Source organism: Spiroplasma endosymbiont of Asaphidion curtum, from assembly GCF_964031085.1.
GTDB lineage: Bacteria > Bacillota_I > Bacilli_A > Mycoplasmatales > Nriv7 > Nriv7.
In genome coordinates this window covers 577,204-593,724 of the sequence record NZ_OZ035001.1, presented here as the reverse complement: position 1 = coordinate 593,724, position 16,521 = coordinate 577,204, and the positions used below count along the sequence as shown (strand labels likewise).

Genomic DNA, 16,521 nt, shown 5'->3' with positions numbered 1-16,521 from the left:
GTTTTATGAAATTGAATGAATTTATTGATTATACTTTACTAAGTTCACAAGCTACTAGTCATGACATTCAAAAAATTTGTGTGGATGCTGAAAAGCACAAATTTGCTAGTGTATGTGTTAATCCTATTTATGTTAGTCATGCTAAAAATTTGTTAAAAAAGACAAAGGTTAGTGTTTGTACTGTTGTTGGTTTTCCATTGGGTTCGGTGCCAACAAATATTAAAGTGTTAGAAACTGAACAAGCTGTTCGAGATGGTGCCGATGAAATTGATATGGTTATTAATGTCGGAGCATTAAAAGAGGGCGCATATACGGTAGTATTAAATGATATCAAATATGTTCGCGCTGTATGTCCAAAACAAATTTTAAAAGTTATTATTGAAACTGCATTGTTAACGAAAGAAGAAAAAATTCAAGTTTGTAAATTAGCTTTGCAAGCACAAGCAGATTTTATTAAGACTTCAACAGGATTTGCTAAAAGTGGTGCTAAAGTTAAAGATATTAAATTAATTCGTAGTATTGTTAAGGATGAGATGTATATTAAAGCGTCAGGAAAAATTAAAACTAAAGCACAGGCAATAAAACTTATTAAAGGCGGAGCAGATCGGTTAGGAATTAGTAAAGCTGCGTTATTGATGGTTTAATTTCTAATTAATTTCATTTATAAAAATGGTTTTAATTTTTTTGAGAATTTTGTTTCATTATTTGCAATTTTATATCATATTTTTGGACGCATAAAGTTTTGTTAGGTGGGCAAATATTTTAATAAGTATTAAGACAGTCAGTAATGATTGTCTTTTTATTTTATAAGGTGTTAAAAGTTTGTTCTTTGAAAATTAAATACAAGTGAATTAATAATGTTGGTATGTATTAAAGCACGATAAATTGTGGGTGGTCGCCATAACCAAAAGAAGTTTACCAGTTGATAGATAACATCCTATTAGCTATAGCAATTTGTTTCGTTTTGCAATAAAAAAATGAATGGGTAGATTTCCTAAAAATATACACGCTATTAAATTAGTTGCAAGGGTAGGATGCGGATGTTAAAGTGTAGAAATTTCTATCATAGGGGTATGCTAAGTTTAAAATTATTAAAATCTTTATCTAATTAAAAAACAAAATTTATTAACAAAGCTTGTTAAACACTTAAATCTGCGATATATAAGTGTTTAAAAAACTAAGTTAACTAACTTAATTAATATAACTTAGTTTATCTATAAGAAAGGTAATTTATTATGAAAAACATTGAAAACATTTTCTTAAATACTAAAAAATATATCTTAAAAGAAACGCAAAACGCAATGCTTATTAAAGCACCAAAAATTCCGTGATTTAATGAACAAATCGGTATTTGGTTTCCAAAGCGATTTGTTTATAAAGGAAAATATGAAAATTCTATTTGCATCGGAATAATAAAAAATAGTAAATATCAAATAATTTCAATAGACTTGGTACATAACCTTTAATTTTATCTACTATTTTGATAATATTATTTCCTAGGTGAAGCACAAATATTAGATAAATACAAAGACGAAAATGAATTTTATAGTCTAATAGGCATAAAATATAAAACTTTCATGAAAATGGTAGAAATTTTAAAAGAAGCTGAAGCTAAACAAAAACAAATTAGTGGTAGAACCAAATAAATTATCAATAGAGCAAAGAATACTTATGACTTTAGAATACTGAAAAGAATATAGTACATATCGTATTATTGCAAAAAATATAATATTAGTCATGTTAGTTGTATTCGTAATATCTTTTGAGTTGAAAATACTCTAATAAAAAATAGTCGCTTTCATATACCTGGCAAAAAGATATTATTGGAAAATAAGGGTACTAATAATAATTTATTAGCAATTGATGCTTCAGAAATTCCAATTGAAAGAATTAAAAAAACTAAAATTATTATTTTCTGGTAAGAAAAGGCAACATTCATTAAAATCGCAAATAATTATTGATTTATTTAACAATAAAATTATTTCAGTAGATTTTTGTTATGGCAGTATTCATGATTATAAGTTATTTTTAAAATCAAATACACTTATAAATCCAAAATTAGAATTAATTGCTGATTCAGGATATCAAGGTTTGCAAAATGTTCATAAAAATACATTATTGCCAATTAAAAAGAGTAAAAATAATCCTTTAAATCCAGATAAAAAGGAATATAATAGCTTTTTAAGTAAAGTTAGAATTGCCATTGAACATGTTTTTGCTAGATTAAAAAGTTTTAAAATACTAGTTTATCGTTATCGCAATAAAATTAGAAGATTTGGATTACAATTTAACTTAATTTCAGGAATATATAATTTTGAATTAAGCTAGTTATAGTTATGTACCAAGTCTAATTAAGTTTTGCTAATCTTCGTGAATCTTATTTTCAAGCAGTATCAAATTCATCTTGAGCTAATGAAGGGTATTTAGTAGCCTTAAAAATTTCTGAAAGTAATGATTTATTAATGAATTAAAAAGACTTAATAATGCTTTTAATATTGGTGTTATTAAGTTGAATCCTAATAATATTAAGCAAAGTACTATTTTATTTCCAGCAAAAGAAAAAGAAACTCTTGATTGAGCAACAATTGATCGCTTAGTTACTGAAAATTCTGATTTTAAAGATTTTGTTAGAATTGTTATTCAATCATTACAAGCAAATACCATTGTTGGTAATTTTGATAAGGTGTTAACAGATGATGAATATGAAAAATATATTAATGAAAAACATATTAAAGAATAATAAAATATTTAAATTAAGCATATTTTCTATTTAATAGAAAATATGCTTTCTTTTATGCTAAAATTAATAATAATGGTGGTAAAGATATGAAAAAAAACTCACAGCATAATATAAGAGAAAACATAATTTTTTTTATTTATCAACAACAATTATTAAATTATGACTTAGAAGCAATTATTAAAGAAATTAAAGAAAACGAAAAAGATTTTAATTCAGAAATTGTTAATAATTTAATCCATCTTTTTGAACAACGAAAAATTATAATTAAAATTATTAATAAGTACTTAAAAGTAGGGTGACATTTTTCTAAATTATCTAATTTAGAGCAAGGGATTTTATTATGAACAACTTACGAGCTACTTATTTTAAAGGAAAATTCAGGAATTATTATTAATGAAGCAGTTCTTATTACTAAAAAGTATTTTTTCAATACTGAATATAAATATATTAATGGCATTTTGCAAAGTATTGCTGATAATGCTAATAATGAGAAAATTGACTAACAAGGATGATAACTATGGGAAATGAATTACTGAAGAAATCTATTAGATTAGCAAAGAAAACATTAATTAAAACCATAAAACAAACAAATAATCCAGAAATTATCCAAGATGGTTTGTATATTTTAAATGTTGTTACTAAACATAGTATTTTTATGCAAACATTAGGGTTATTAATTGTTAATGAAAAATTAAGTCCGGAGTTATTTATTCGTCATTTAATTTCTTGCAAAGCTGTAGTTTGTAGTCAAATTTATCTTTTTGACTTAGAAATTAAAAAAATTAAAAATCTGAAAGTAATTAATGAATTTTTTCAAAACTTAGCAATTAGTTCTGCGATTAAATCACCAATTGAATTACAACTACAAGATATTTATAATAGTAAAATTAAAAATATTGATGAGTTAAAAGGTTTAGAGGTAGTAAGAAATGAAAAATTTTATCTTCTTGCCCATCTGATTGGTAATTCATTTGAATCGATAGCAATTTTTAATCACAAAGAAAATAACAAAACTTATTATAATTTTGGTTTTTATTTAGCATTATATTTTTTATTACATCGTGAAACTTTAGCCCGAAAAGCTAAAATTCCTTCATTATTAGACCAATTGCCAACACAAAACCTTTTAATTATAAAACTTAATATTATGAAAAAATATATTAATGCCATTGCTACAATATATCCTTTAGAATTTAACGAATTTATAATTCTCAATAATAAATCAATAAACAAAATGAAAAATTTATCATAAGAGAAGAACAACAATGGAAAAAATCCGATTAGATATATTATTAGTTCAAAAAGAATTATTTCATTCCCAAACTGAAGCTCAAAGTGCAATTATTAATCATCAAGTACTTGTAAATGATAAATTAATTATTAAGTCAGGAACTTTAGTTGCTCTTAACAGTACTATTAGAATAAAAAAACAAGATAATCAATTTGTTTCTCGTGGTGGATATAAATTAAGTAAAGCTCTTCAAGAATTTAATATTAATTTAAAAAATCTTGTATGTTTAGATATCGGTTCTTCTACTGGTGGTTTTACTGATTGTATGTTACAAAATAAAGCAAAATTGGTTTATAGTTTAGATGTTGGTACTAATCAATTAGCTTGAAAACTACGAACTCACCCCCAAGTAATTGTTATGGAAAACACTAATTTTTGTTATGCCAAGAAAGAAATGTTTAAAGATAATATTAGTTTTTGTGCTATTGATGTTGCCTTTATTTCATTAACAAAAATTATTCCGGTTTTAACAGAAATTTTACTGCTCCAATGTCAATTAGTTTGTTTAATTAAACCACAATTTGAAAGTAACAGAACGCAAATTGAAAAGGGTGGCGTTGTTAAAGATCCCATAGTACATTATCAAGTATTAAACAATTTAATTGCTTTTTTTAAAGAATATGGTTTTTCTTTGCAAGGTTTAATTTATAGTCCAATCGTTGGCCACAAGAAAAGAAATATTGAATATTTAGCTTATTTATCTTTCAATAACCTTTTAAAAAGCAAACAAATTAACGTTATAAAATTAGTAGATAATGCTTTTAATGACCTTAAAAATACCACCTAATAGAATATGATTTATTGATTATTCATGTGTTTTAATTTTAAAGATAGTTTATAATTAAATTCCAAACCAAAAAGATTGAAAATTCAAATTTGGTGAGGATTTTCATTGTTGAGTAAATTTTATAATTAGTAAAAATTTACAAAAAGGGGTTGATTAATATGAAAAAATTATCAAGTATTTTAAATACAATTACTTTAACTATAGGTCTAAGTAACATTGTTGCTTGTAAAAATAATACACAAAAACAAATAACGGTTAGAAACATTCAAAGAAGTAAAAGAAATATTAATTTTGAAAAAGAATTAGAAATTTATAACAAAAATCAAAAACCAATAATTAATTTTAATAAAATAAAAAATAATATTATTTCATTTTTTAAAGATAATTATAACAATAATTATTTCATAACAAATAATGGTTTATATGTTTTAAAACAAAAAGATAAAATAGTTATAAAAATTAATAATATAAATAACTCTAACATTTGATTTGTAAATTTTGATTTAGAAAATAATATGTATTTTGGTGTATATAGCGCCTCATTTGGTTCTAGCGGCGGAGAAGTATATATTTTAAAAAATGATGAAACAACAGCAATTAAGATAAATGGAATAAATGAGCGTATTTTTAATACTACTATTGATAATAAAAATAATGTTTATTTTGATTCTAATAATGGTTTATATGTTTTAAAACAAGGTGAAACAAAAGCAACTTTAAATAAAAAACTTCAAGAATATGGTTTTTATAAAAAAACATTAGGATTTGATGATAAAAATAATTTATATTTTACAACTACAAATAGTACATATGTTTTAAAAAATAATGAAATTGAACCCAGCAAAATAGATGAATTAAATGGAGAAGTTAACTCAATAGTTATTAACAAAAATAAAATTTATTTTGCTACTAATAATGGCGCTTATGTTTTAAAACAAGGTGAAACAAAACCAATAAGTATTTTGAATAAAGATAAAAAAATAAATTATTTTTTATTTGATAATAATCAAATTTATATTGGTTCCTTATTTAATACTTATATTTTAGATTTTAATTACAAAATTATAAAAACACTATATTTTGATTCCCATTGTTTTAATTATGACAATAAAGGTAATATTTATTTTGGCTCTGGTAGAGGACTATATAAGTTTGACATATCCACAAAAGACTATCAAAAAATAAAAATTAATAAAAATAATAATTTATATGATAGCGATAATGAAATTATGAATATTTACATTAACAATAATGATGTATATTTTAAAGAATATACACGCAAAAATATTAATTTTTATAAAATAAAAATAGATAATATTGCAGAAAAAGTAGAAAATTTTAACAAAATGTGAATAAGAAAATAATTAAAAATGTCTTAAAATTTTTAAGACATTTTATTTTATTACTCCCCTATTTACTTACTTATGGACGCATAAAGTTTTCTTAGGTGGGAAAAGGTTTGAATAAGTATTAAGGACAGTCAGAATAGAGCAAAGATTACTTATGACTTTAGAATACTGAAAAGAATATAGTACATATCGCGTATTATTGCAAAAAAAATATAATATTAGTCATGTTAGTTGTATTCGTAATATCTTTTGAGTTGAAAATACTCTAATAAAAAATAGTCACTTTCATATACCTGGCAAAAAGATATTATTGGAAAATAAGGGTACTAATAATAATTTATTAGCAATTGATGCTTCAGAAATTCCAATTGAAAGAATTAAAAAAACTAAAATTATTATTTTCTGGTAAGAAAAGGCAACATTCATTAAAATCGCAAATAATTATTGATTTATTTAACAATAAAATTATTTCAGTAGATTTTTGTTATGGCAGTATTCATGATTATAAGTTATTTTTAAAATCAAATACACTTATAAATCCAAAATTAGAATTAATTGCTGATTCAGGATATCAAGGTTTGCAAAATGTTATAGTTATGTACCAAGTCTAATGATTTAATGGACTTTACTATCAATACTAATAGTTCTAATTATTCCGAAATAGAACTTAATAATAAAATAACTAATGATAAAAAGCCACAAGAACAACAAGCAAGAGAGCAAAAACAGCAAGAAAAAGAAAAATCAAGAAAAAGAAAAAAGACAACAAAGACAGCAATGATTAACTGAATAATTACTTGAATTTAATGATGGATTAAAATAATTTCTTGTTGCTAATATAAAAAGGATGATAATTTGATTATATTGTGTTAATATTTAACTAAGTAATTCTAGTAATAGTTTTACTTAGTGCTTACGCATATTGAAAGAGTTGAGAAAATATGTGTATTAAGTTTTTGGAGGAAACAATTTAATTGTTTCCTTTTTAGTTATATTGGTAAATTTTTCAAGGTCTTTTAAGTATGATATAATATCTTTGGAGATTTTTTATTATAATGAATTCAGGAATTTTACTAATTGATAAACCTACTGGGATGACATCACATCAAGTAGTATCTTATCTTAAAAAAAAGTTTAAATATTATAAAGTTGGTCATGCCGGAACTTTAGACCCTCTAGCTACTGGTGTACTAATAATTTTGGTCAATCAAGCGACAAAGATTTCTTCATTATTATTGAACGAAACGAAAGAGTATTTAGTAACAATGCAATTTAATATTTTAACTAATAGTGGTGATATTACTGGTAATGTTATTGCTAATGATAATAAGTTAATTATAAAAGAACAATTTCTTAATTGTTTAAATTTTTTTCCGTTATCGTATAATCAAATACCACCTAAATATTCTGCGATTAAGTTTCAAGGGAAAAAACTTTATGAATATGCTCGTAAAGAACAAGAGATATTATTAGCAAAACGACTTGTTAAGTTAGAATATTTAGAGTTAGTAAATTTTGATTTTCCTTATGCTTCCATAAAAGTTAAATGTTTAAAAGGAACATATATTCGTAGTTTAGTAGTAGACATTGCTAAAACTTTAAATACGGTAGCAACAGTAAAAAAATTGCAAAGAATAGCTAGTGGTGCATATAAGATTAGTAATTGTTGAGAACTTGATAAAATTCAAGAACGAAATATGATTTCATTATCAAATGTATTACAAGACTATATGCCACTTATTAATGTTAAGGAAACAAAAGATATTAAAAATGGTAAGGCTATTCAATTAAAAGATGTTGAAAATGATACTGTATTGTTAACTGATAATAATCAAGTCCCATTAGCAATATATGTGAAGGGACTAGATAATAAATATTATTGCAAAAAAGGATTATGAAATAATGAAAATAATTAATACTATTGATGAAAAACAGCAATTTTCAAATAAACAAGTAGCGTGTTTAGGATTTTTTGATGGACTTCATATTGGACATCAGTTATTAACTCAAACAGTATTAAAAGAAGCTAAAGAAAATAATTATCAATCACTATTTTTTACTTTTTCAATCGCACCAAAGAAAATAATTTTACAACAACAATATGATGACTTGCTTGATATGGAAGATAAGCAAAAATTAGTTTCATTAATGGGATTTGATAATTTTGCTATTTTTCCATTTAATGATAATACAAGAAAATGATCAATTGAACAGTTTATTTTTTATCTTAAACAATTGAATATTGATATTATTGTTGTTGGTGATGATTTTCGTTTTGCAAATTTTGGTCTGGGAAATATTAGTCATTTGCAGAACAATTTTTCTAAAGTAATTGTTGTTAATAAAGTTTTAATTAATAATGATATTCGGGTATCAACAACATATATTCGTCAGTTACTACAAGAAAAACAAATTGCTAGTGCTAATAAGTTATTATTACAACCTTATAATATTAAAGGTGTTGTTGTTAAAGGTAATAAATTAGGTAGTAAAATTCAATTTCCAACAGCAAATATTCATCTAAATGATAATTTCTCAATATTAAATGAGGGTGTTTATATTACTAATGTTAGTTTAGAAAATAAAAAGTATCAAGCAATCTCTTGTATTATTAGAATTGATAATGTTTTAAAATGTGAATCATATATTCTTAATTTTAATAAAAATATTTATGGTGTAAAAATTAAAATTTCCTTTTTAAAGTATTTACGAGATAATATTGCTGTTAAAAGTTTAGAACATTTAAAACAGTTAATTAGTGAAGATTACAGCAAAACACTTGAATATTTTCGTAAAATAGGTTAATATTTATACGAATACGACTATTACAAGTTTTTAAAATACCTTCTGTTTTATTAATTGGTTTTAGTTAAGTTTATAATTATTGGAGGATTTATTAAATGGCAATTACAGCTGAGGATAAAAAACAAATTATTGCTAAATTTGGTAGAAAAGAAAAAGATACGAGTTCAGCAGAAGTACAAATAGCACTTTTAACAGAGGATATTACTAATTTAACGGCACATTTAAAAATACATCGTAAAGATTTGTTGTTACTGAACGAAGTTTAGTAAGAAAAGTATCACAAAGACGAAATATGTTAGATTACTTAAAAGCTCATGATATTAATCGTTATCGTAAAATAATTGAACAATTAAAACTAAGAAAATAATAAATTATTAAAATTATTAAGAAAGAGAATTAGATGCTGATTCTTTTTCTTTTTATAAGATATTAAGGGTTGATATGATGAAAAAAACAAAATACTCAAAATGGCAATTATATTGACAATTGTTTTATGTTTTTTTGAAAATATCTTTTTTTGGTTTTGGTGGCGGGAATGCCGTAATGCCTTTAATTAAAAATGAAGTTGTAGTTAAGAAGCGATGAATAACTGAGGATAAATTTAATCATTAGACTTCTTGCATTACTTATTTATTAAACAAAATTCCTATAAAATATATTTAAAATAGAAATTATAAGGAATTTAAGATTATGAAATTTGATAAATTTAATTTTATTAATGATAAAGAATTATTACGATTAACTGGAATAAAGCAAAGTACTTTTAATAAAATGTTAAATATTTAAGCCAAATTGTAAAGTTAAGTGCAACTAAATTATTTTTCTAACCAAATATTCGATTGGTGAAAGATAATTTAGTATTTTTCTTGGTCTTTGGTTTAAAGACAATATAAATTTATGAACTGCATTTTTAGTAGTATTTGAAAAATTAAATTTTTTAGGAAATTTTTCTCTAATTAAACCATTAGTATTTTCATTAGTACCTCTTTGTCAAGGCGAATACGCATTAGCAAAATAAATTTTCACATTTAAATTTTTTTCAAGTTGTTGTCAATTAGAAAATTCTTTACCCCTATCAAATGTTATAGTCTTAACAAGATTATTTGGAAGAATTGATAAATAATGGCTAATGTTTTCGTTAACAACTTTAGTAGTTCTATTTTCAACTAACATTGCTAAAGTAAATCTTGATGTTCTTTCAACTAAAGTTATTAAACATGATTTACTTTTACCTCGTGATGATACTACAGTATCACCTTCTCAATGACCAACAGTTATACGATTATTAACATTAATATTTCGTTCTTTAATTGATTTACCATTAAATTTACCGCGATTTTCTTGAGATTTTCGTTTCTTACCTTTTCTTCTTAAATTTTTATTAGTAACTTTTTCAAGTAATCCAGAATAAATTCAATTGTAAATTGTTTTAAAACTAATAATTCATTCTTTATGAAAATTTTTAATTCTGCCATAAATTTGTTCAGGCGATCAACCTAATAGTAATTTTTGTTGTACATATTTTACTAATTCTCTATTTTTAAACTTATGAAAATAAACATGTGATTGTTTTCTGTTTTCTGCTTTATTTTGTGCAATTAATGAAAAATAATGATTACTATCTTTATTTCTATTGACTTCTCGAATAATAGTACTAATACTTCGATTAAGATTTTTAGCTATTTCACTAATTTTTACTTTAAACTTCAATTGATTCTCAATATAAATTCTTTCATATATGCCAAGATGTTTGTAACCCATATAAAAACTCCTTGCTTTGTTTTTTCTAAAATAAACTTAGCATCATGAAATTTTTATATGAGATTTTTTGCAATTTTATTTACTTGCACTTACAAGTATAATTCAGCAAATAATAAAATAATTTTTTGTTGTGTCAAAATTTACACATTTAATAAAATCCATAAGTATTAACCTAATAAAAGTTAGAAATTACTATATAGTATTTTTTATTTACAAATAATTTGTAATTATTTTAATAAGTAATGCAAGAAGTCTATTATTTAAATTTAATTTTAAATAAATATTTTATGTTATCTATAATTGCAAATTATAAATTGAAGCAATTAAATTAAATCTTAAACTAAATCGTTTTCTACGATTACGATATTTTTCAGTAATAATTTTAAATTTTTTAAGAATAGCAAAAATATTTTCAATAATAATTCTCATTTTTGAAATTAATTTATTATTATGTTTTTGTTCTTTATTTAAAGGGTTTTTCTTTGTTTTTTTCTTAGGTATTAGAACATTACTATGAATTTTTTGTATTCCTTGATAACCATTATCAACTATTAATTTAGTATTTTTTAAAATTGGGATTTTTGATTCTTTAAATAAACAAAAATCATGCTTTTTACCGAGAGAAAAATTTGTTGCAATAATTATTTTGCTTTCTTTTTCAATAATTACTTGTGTTTTAATAGTGTGTTTTTTCTTTTTTCCTGAATAAGATTGTTTTTGTCTTTTTTTGGGCGTTGAATGGGTGTTTCTGTAGCATCAATAATAATTGTTTTATCATTAAAATAATCATTTATTAATGCTTTTTTACCAGCAAGTTGTTGAAAATCAGGATGTTTGATTAAAATATCTTCAATTCACTTGATATTTCGATAACAACTAGCTTCACTAATATCAAAACTTTTACCAAGATGAAAATAAGTACGATATTCTCGTCAATATGATAAAGTCATCAATAATCTATTTTCTAATGATAATTTATTATTTTTACCACCTCTTTTAAACTTTTTTAACTCAGCTTCTTTTAAAATATTTAACATTTTATTAAAAGTACTTTGCTTTATTCCAGTTAATCGTAATAATTCTTTATCATTAATAAAATTAAATTTATCAAATTTCATAATCTTAAATTCCTTATAATTTCTATTTTAAATATATTTTATAGGAATTTTGTTTAATAAATAAGTAATGCAAGAAGTCTAATAATGATTTATGCTGATGATTTAATTTTAATCTTCTGCCGACTCCAGCAGCAAAAATAATCGCTCGTTTAATCATCGTGTTTATCCACTACTTTAGTAACAAAGTTAATAATTTTATTCATTACAAATATTGTTTGCTTAATTTCATATTGATATAAAATTTTTTGTAAATAGTCATCGTTTTGAATAATTTTTAAAATTTCTTCTTGTGATAAATTAGGCACAACATTTAATTTTCCTCGTAATTTACCATTAACTTGAACCACAACAACAACTTCTTCTTTCACTAAATACTTAGCATCATATTCAGGCCATTTTTGAACAGCAACACTACTTTCTCGTGCTAACATTAATCATAATTCTTCTGCTAAATGCACAGCAAATAAACTTAACATTTTGATAAATCCTAAAAAATAAGGTAAATAAATTTGTTTTGTTTTATAACAAGCATTAACAAAAACCATTAATGATGATATCGCCGTATTAAAAGCTAAATTTTCCAAATCAGTAGTTACTTTAAACACTGTTTGATGATAAACTTTATCCATTTGACCATCATTTTTTTTAATAATTCAAGCAAGATGTTCAGTTACTAAACGATAAATCCGATCTAATCATCTTCTTGTACCATCCATACCTTGAATATTTCATGGCATTGATGCTGTTAATGGTCCCAAAAACATCTCATAAACTCGTAAAGCATCAGCACCATGCGTCATAATGATATCATCTGGATTAACACCATTATCTTTTGATTTTGACATCTTTTCACCATCAACACCTAAAATCATTCCTTGATTAACAAGTTTCATAAAAGGTTCTGGCGTTGGAACAACTTTTAAATCATACAATACTTGATGTCAAAACCGAGCATATAGTAAATGCAACACCGCATGTTCTTGACCACCAACATACAAATCAACTGGTAATCATTGTTCAAATAATTTAAATGCGGTTTTACTATTTAAGGGAATAAAACTACCATTATCTTGTTTCAAAATATATGCTAAATAATATCAACAACTACCTGCTCATTGTGGCATTGTATTTGTATCTCTTTTCCCTTTAACACCATCATTTCTAGTAACATTAACAAAATCAACCATATTTGCCAATGGCGACTGTCCAGTAACTGTTGAAACAATATTATCTGTTAATGGTAACATTATCGGTAAATCTAACTCATCAACTAAACTAATGGTATCATCATCTCAAAAAATAATTGGAAACGGTTCACCTCAATATCTTTGACGAGAAAACAATCAATCGCGTAATTTATAAGTTGTATGTTTTTTAGCTATCCCTTTTGCTTCCAAAACATTAATAACTTTACTAATGGCTTGTTCATTATTTAGTCCATTCAAAAACTGAGAATTAATATGAATGCCATCACCAGTTATTGGCATTTTCATATTATCATTTTCAATAACAATCTTTATTGGTAAATTATATTTTAATGCTAAAAGATAATCTTCAGCACTATGTGCTGGAACACACATTATTGCTCCTGTTCCATAATGATATAAAACATAATCAGCAACTCAAATTGGAATTAACTCATTTGTTAACGGATGCAACGCATAACTACCAGTAAATACCCCTTGTTTACCCTTATTTAACTCTTGGCGTTCTAAATCAGTTTTCATTTTAACTTGTGATAAATACTCATTTATTTGTTGACCATTATCTTTAATAGTAAGCGAAACTACTAATGGATGCTCTGGTGCTAAAATAATAGCACTAATACCAAAAATCGTATCCAACCTTGTAGTAAAAACTGAAATTTTTTCTAATGAATTTTGAATTTTAAAATCCACTAATGCCCCTAATCGTTCACCAATTCAATTTCTTTGCAATTCTTTAACTGAATTAGGTCAATCTAAATCATCTAATCCTTTTAATAGTCTTGAAGCATAATTAGTTATTTTTAAAACTCATTGTTGCATTGGTCTTTTAATAACCGGATAATGACCTCTTTCAGAAACCATTTTTCCTTCAATAAGTAAAACCTCTTCATTAGCTAAAACTGTTCCTAATTTTTCACATCAATTAACATCACTTCATTTTAATTGAACTAAACCTTTTTTATAAATTTGTGAAAATATTCATTGTGTTCATTGATAATAATTAGGGTCAGTAGTATTTATTTCTTTATTATAATCATAAGAAAAACCTAATCGTTGCAATTGATGACGAAAATTATTAATATTTTCCAAAGTAAAACTTACAGGATTATTTTTCGTTTTTAAAGCATACTGTTCAGCTGGTAAACCAAACGCATCCCAACCAATAGGATGCAAAACAGCATAACCTTGCATCTTACGAAATCGTGCCATTACATCAGTAGCAATATAACCTTTTAAATGACCAACATGTAATCCAGCACCAGATGGATATGGAAACATATCAAGAATATAAGTCTTTTTAGTTTTAACATTACTCGGCGTCTTAAATATTTGCTGATTTTTTCAATACTCTTGTCACTTTTTTTCTAAAGCACGATGTGAATAAATCATAATGTATCCTTTCTAAATTATATATCTTTTAACCAAATATTCTCAATACAGAAATTAAGGAAGCAATAAACCCAAGAGTAAACATACATCCACATAAAAATAAAATATTTTTCTTAATAAAAAATCACAATGTATCCTTATGAAGAACCTTTGAAAAATATTTTGTTACTAACAGTCAATGAATAACAAAACATAAAATTGTCAAAATAAAACAACTAACAGTTAAAGCAATCCCCATATTTTTATTTATTGTTGTCGTTGCCAATATCATATTTAAAAACATTAAATTAATTTCTTTTCTTGTAAGAATTTAGTAACAAGGTCAATTACTTCATTTTCATTATGACATTTTAAAGCCTCATTCATAAGAACAACTGTCTCTTTTTTAGTTAAACTATTAATAATTTTTCTTGCTTCTAATATTGATGTTGATGACATTGAAAAGTAATCTAATCCCATTCCTAATAATAATGGCAATGCCAAAATTTCTCCTGCCATTTCACCACACATTCCAACTCATTTCTTATTTAAATGAGCACCATCAATTGTCATTTTAATTAGTCTTAAAATTCCTGGATGATAGGGTTGATATAAATATGATACCTTCTGAGACATTCGATCAACAGCAATCCCATATTGAATTAAATCATTAGTTCCAATTGAAACAAAATCAGCATATTGAGAAAAAATATCACTCATTACCGCAGCAACAGGAATTTCAACCATCATTCCAATTTGAATATCATCACTAACAGCAATATTTTCTTGCTTTAATGCTTCTTTACATTGTAAAGTTATGGCTTTAGCTTCTTTAAACTCATTCACAGTAGCAATCATAGGAAACATAATTGCTAATTTACCATAAACCGATGCTCTTAGTAATGCTCGCAATTGCGTTTTAAAAACATCAACTTGATCTAAACACAAACGAATTGCTCGATAACCTAAAAAAGGATTCATTTCCGATTCAAACTGATAATACGATAAATGTTTATCGCCACCAATATCAAGTGTCCGAATAACAACCATATCATTAGGCATTTTCTCTAAGACAGTTTTATATGCTTGGAATTGTTCTTCTTCAGTTGGTCATTGATTACTATTCATATATAAAAATTCTGAACGAAATAATCCAACTCCATTACCACCATTATCAATAACACTATCAACATCGTGAAAAGAACCAATATTTCCTTCTAAAGTAACTTTATGACCATCTAAAGTTATTGTTGGTTCATCCTTATATTTTTGCAATTGTTGTTGCTTAATTTTTCATTGCGTTTGTAATTCTTTTCATTCAACTTGTTGAGCACTACTAGGATTAGTTATGACCACGCCACTTTTTCCATCCATAATAATTAAATCATCATTATTTACTTTACTAGTAATATTTTCTAATCCTAAAATCGCAGGAATTTCTAAACTACGCGCCATAATTGCCGCATGTGATGTTCTGCCACCAATTTCACAAAGAAATCCTTTCACAAATTCTGGATTTAATTGTGCTGTTTGTGATGGCGTTAAATCAGAACTAACAATAATTACTTCTTCATCAATAATTGCTAAATCCTGAATTTGCATTCCTAATAAATGCTTAATTAAACGATTAGTAACATCTTCAATATCACTTGCTCTTTCATACATATAAGCATCATCCATCGTTTTAAACATCGCAATATATTTATTAGCAACAACAAAACTCGCATACGAACTAGTAACTTGTTCACTAGTAATCATCTGTTTTATTTCATCAATAATAGTTGGATCACTAATAATTTGCTCATGAGCCATAAAAATTTTAGCTTTTTCTTCACCAAGTTTTTTAAGAGTTTCAGTATATAATTTCTGAATTTCAGTAAGCGATACATCCAACGCTTGTTCTAAATTTCGTAATTGTTCTTCAATATTAGTAACTCGTTCTTTTTCAACTTCAATTCGTTGTTCAATTAACTTATATACTTTAGCAACGGCAATTCCGCTTGAAGCACCAATAGCTTTCAACTCCATAATATGTCCTCGTTTCTATATATGCTTAATAGTAATTATATATAAAAAAGTTCAGTTTTTCCAATA

General features: G+C 24.8%; 20 protein-coding genes and 1 pseudogene. 16 read left to right on the top strand and 5 right to left on the bottom strand.

What is annotated here, in order from left to right:
- Positions 1 to 5 precede the first annotated feature (5 nt).
- From deoC to AAHJ00_RS03445, 16 genes and pseudogenes are all read left to right on the top strand, one after another.
- Positions 6 to 644 carry a deoxyribose-phosphate aldolase gene (deoC, locus tag AAHJ00_RS03515; protein WP_342224544.1) on the top strand — a complete coding sequence of 213 codons (639 nt, stop codon included), beginning with the start codon at positions 6 to 8 and terminating at the stop codon, positions 642 to 644.
- A gap of 591 nt (positions 645 to 1,235) precedes the next feature.
- On the top strand, positions 1,236 to 1,466 hold the full coding sequence (locus AAHJ00_RS03510; protein WP_342224543.1) for a hypothetical protein: 231 nt from the start codon (positions 1,236 to 1,238) through the stop codon (positions 1,464 to 1,466).
- Between the two features lie 163 nt (positions 1,467 to 1,629).
- Positions 1,630 to 1,782, top strand: a complete 153-nt coding sequence (locus AAHJ00_RS03505; protein ID WP_342224542.1) for a transposase family protein — start codon at positions 1,630 to 1,632, stop codon at positions 1,780 to 1,782.
- Between the two features lie 81 nt (positions 1,783 to 1,863).
- Entirely contained in the window at positions 1,864 to 2,328 is a 465-nt protein-coding gene (locus tag AAHJ00_RS03500; protein ID WP_342224541.1) for a transposase family protein, read from the top strand.
- A 181-nt stretch (positions 2,329 to 2,509) separates the two neighbouring features.
- Positions 2,510 to 2,740 (top strand): hypothetical protein, encoded by a 231-nt coding sequence (locus tag AAHJ00_RS03495; protein ID WP_342224540.1) that lies wholly within the window; start codon positions 2,510 to 2,512, stop codon positions 2,738 to 2,740.
- An 86-nt stretch (positions 2,741 to 2,826) separates the two neighbouring features.
- The gene (locus AAHJ00_RS03490) at positions 2,827 to 3,243 is read left to right on the top strand and encodes a transcription antitermination factor NusB (protein ID WP_342224539.1); all 417 of its coding nucleotides are present in this window, start codon (positions 2,827 to 2,829) and stop codon (positions 3,241 to 3,243) included.
- A gap of 14 nt (positions 3,244 to 3,257) precedes the next feature.
- A complete protein-coding gene (locus AAHJ00_RS03485; RefSeq protein ID WP_342224538.1) occupies positions 3,258 to 3,992 on the top strand; it encodes a hypothetical protein in 735 nt (244 codons plus the stop codon).
- A gap of 13 nt (positions 3,993 to 4,005) precedes the next feature.
- Positions 4,006 to 4,818, top strand: coding sequence for a TlyA family RNA methyltransferase (locus AAHJ00_RS03480; RefSeq protein ID WP_342224537.1), 813 nt, complete (start codon positions 4,006 to 4,008; stop codon positions 4,816 to 4,818).
- Between the two features lie 158 nt (positions 4,819 to 4,976).
- Positions 4,977 to 6,182: a hypothetical protein gene (locus AAHJ00_RS03475; protein ID WP_342224536.1), complete on the top strand. Its 1,206-nt coding sequence runs from the start codon at positions 4,977 to 4,979 to the stop codon at positions 6,180 to 6,182.
- Between the two features lie 139 nt (positions 6,183 to 6,321).
- Positions 6,322 to 6,576, top strand: coding sequence for a hypothetical protein (locus AAHJ00_RS03470; RefSeq protein ID WP_342224535.1), 255 nt, complete (start codon positions 6,322 to 6,324; stop codon positions 6,574 to 6,576).
- Positions 6,518 to 6,778, top strand: coding sequence for a transposase family protein (locus AAHJ00_RS07910; RefSeq protein WP_425288866.1), 261 nt, complete (start codon positions 6,518 to 6,520; stop codon positions 6,776 to 6,778). Before AAHJ00_RS03470 ends, AAHJ00_RS07910 begins: the two co-directional genes overlap by 59 nt.
- A 7-nt stretch (positions 6,779 to 6,785) precedes the next feature.
- Positions 6,786 to 6,974, top strand: a complete 189-nt coding sequence (locus AAHJ00_RS03465) for a hypothetical protein (RefSeq protein WP_342224534.1) — start codon at positions 6,786 to 6,788, stop codon at positions 6,972 to 6,974.
- A gap of 248 nt (positions 6,975 to 7,222) precedes the next feature.
- Entirely contained in the window at positions 7,223 to 8,083 is an 861-nt protein-coding gene (truB, locus tag AAHJ00_RS03460) for a tRNA pseudouridine(55) synthase TruB (RefSeq protein ID WP_342224533.1), read from the top strand.
- Positions 8,070 to 8,972 (top strand): riboflavin biosynthesis protein RibF, encoded by a 903-nt coding sequence (ribF, locus tag AAHJ00_RS03455; RefSeq protein WP_342224532.1) that lies wholly within the window; start codon positions 8,070 to 8,072, stop codon positions 8,970 to 8,972. The genes truB and ribF overlap by 14 nt, the downstream gene beginning before the upstream one ends.
- Before the next feature lie 95 nt (positions 8,973 to 9,067).
- Positions 9,068 to 9,339 (top strand): annotated as a pseudogene (gene rpsO, locus AAHJ00_RS03450) (30S ribosomal protein S15).
- Between the two features lie 77 nt (positions 9,340 to 9,416).
- Positions 9,417 to 9,584: a chromate transporter gene (locus AAHJ00_RS03445; protein WP_342224531.1), complete on the top strand. Its 168-nt coding sequence runs from the start codon at positions 9,417 to 9,419 to the stop codon at positions 9,582 to 9,584.
- Positions 9,585 to 9,782: 198 nt separating this feature from the next.
- On the opposite strand, the gene AAHJ00_RS03440 is transcribed toward AAHJ00_RS03445, so the two are convergent.
- The 5 genes from AAHJ00_RS03440 to ptsP all read right to left on the bottom strand — a co-directional run bounded on the left by AAHJ00_RS03440 (position 9,783) and on the right by ptsP (position 16,455).
- Complete coding sequence (locus tag AAHJ00_RS03440; protein WP_342223478.1) at positions 9,783 to 10,733, bottom strand: IS30 family transposase; 951 nt, start codon at positions 10,731 to 10,733, stop codon at positions 9,783 to 9,785.
- 294 nt (positions 10,734 to 11,027) lie between these two features.
- Positions 11,028 to 11,851, bottom strand: a protein-coding gene (locus AAHJ00_RS03435; protein WP_342223477.1) for an IS5 family transposase whose coding sequence is annotated in 2 segments (ribosomal slippage) — positions 11,028 to 11,455 and positions 11,455 to 11,851 — 825 coding nt in all. Because the reading frame shifts where the segments join, the coding sequence is not laid out codon by codon here.
- A 22-nt stretch (positions 11,852 to 11,873) separates the two neighbouring features.
- On the bottom strand, positions 11,874 to 12,008 hold the full coding sequence (locus AAHJ00_RS03430) for a hypothetical protein (RefSeq protein ID WP_342224530.1): 135 nt from the start codon (positions 12,006 to 12,008) through the stop codon (positions 11,874 to 11,876).
- On the bottom strand, positions 12,001 to 14,448 hold the full coding sequence (gene leuS, locus AAHJ00_RS03425) for a leucine--tRNA ligase (protein ID WP_342224529.1): 2,448 nt from the start codon (positions 14,446 to 14,448) through the stop codon (positions 12,001 to 12,003). The genes AAHJ00_RS03430 and leuS overlap by 8 nt, the downstream gene beginning before the upstream one ends.
- 282 nt (positions 14,449 to 14,730) lie before the next feature.
- Positions 14,731 to 16,455, bottom strand: a complete 1,725-nt coding sequence (gene ptsP, locus AAHJ00_RS03420; RefSeq protein WP_342224528.1) for a phosphoenolpyruvate--protein phosphotransferase — start codon at positions 16,453 to 16,455, stop codon at positions 14,731 to 14,733.
- Between the last annotated feature and the right edge of the window lie 66 nt (positions 16,456 to 16,521).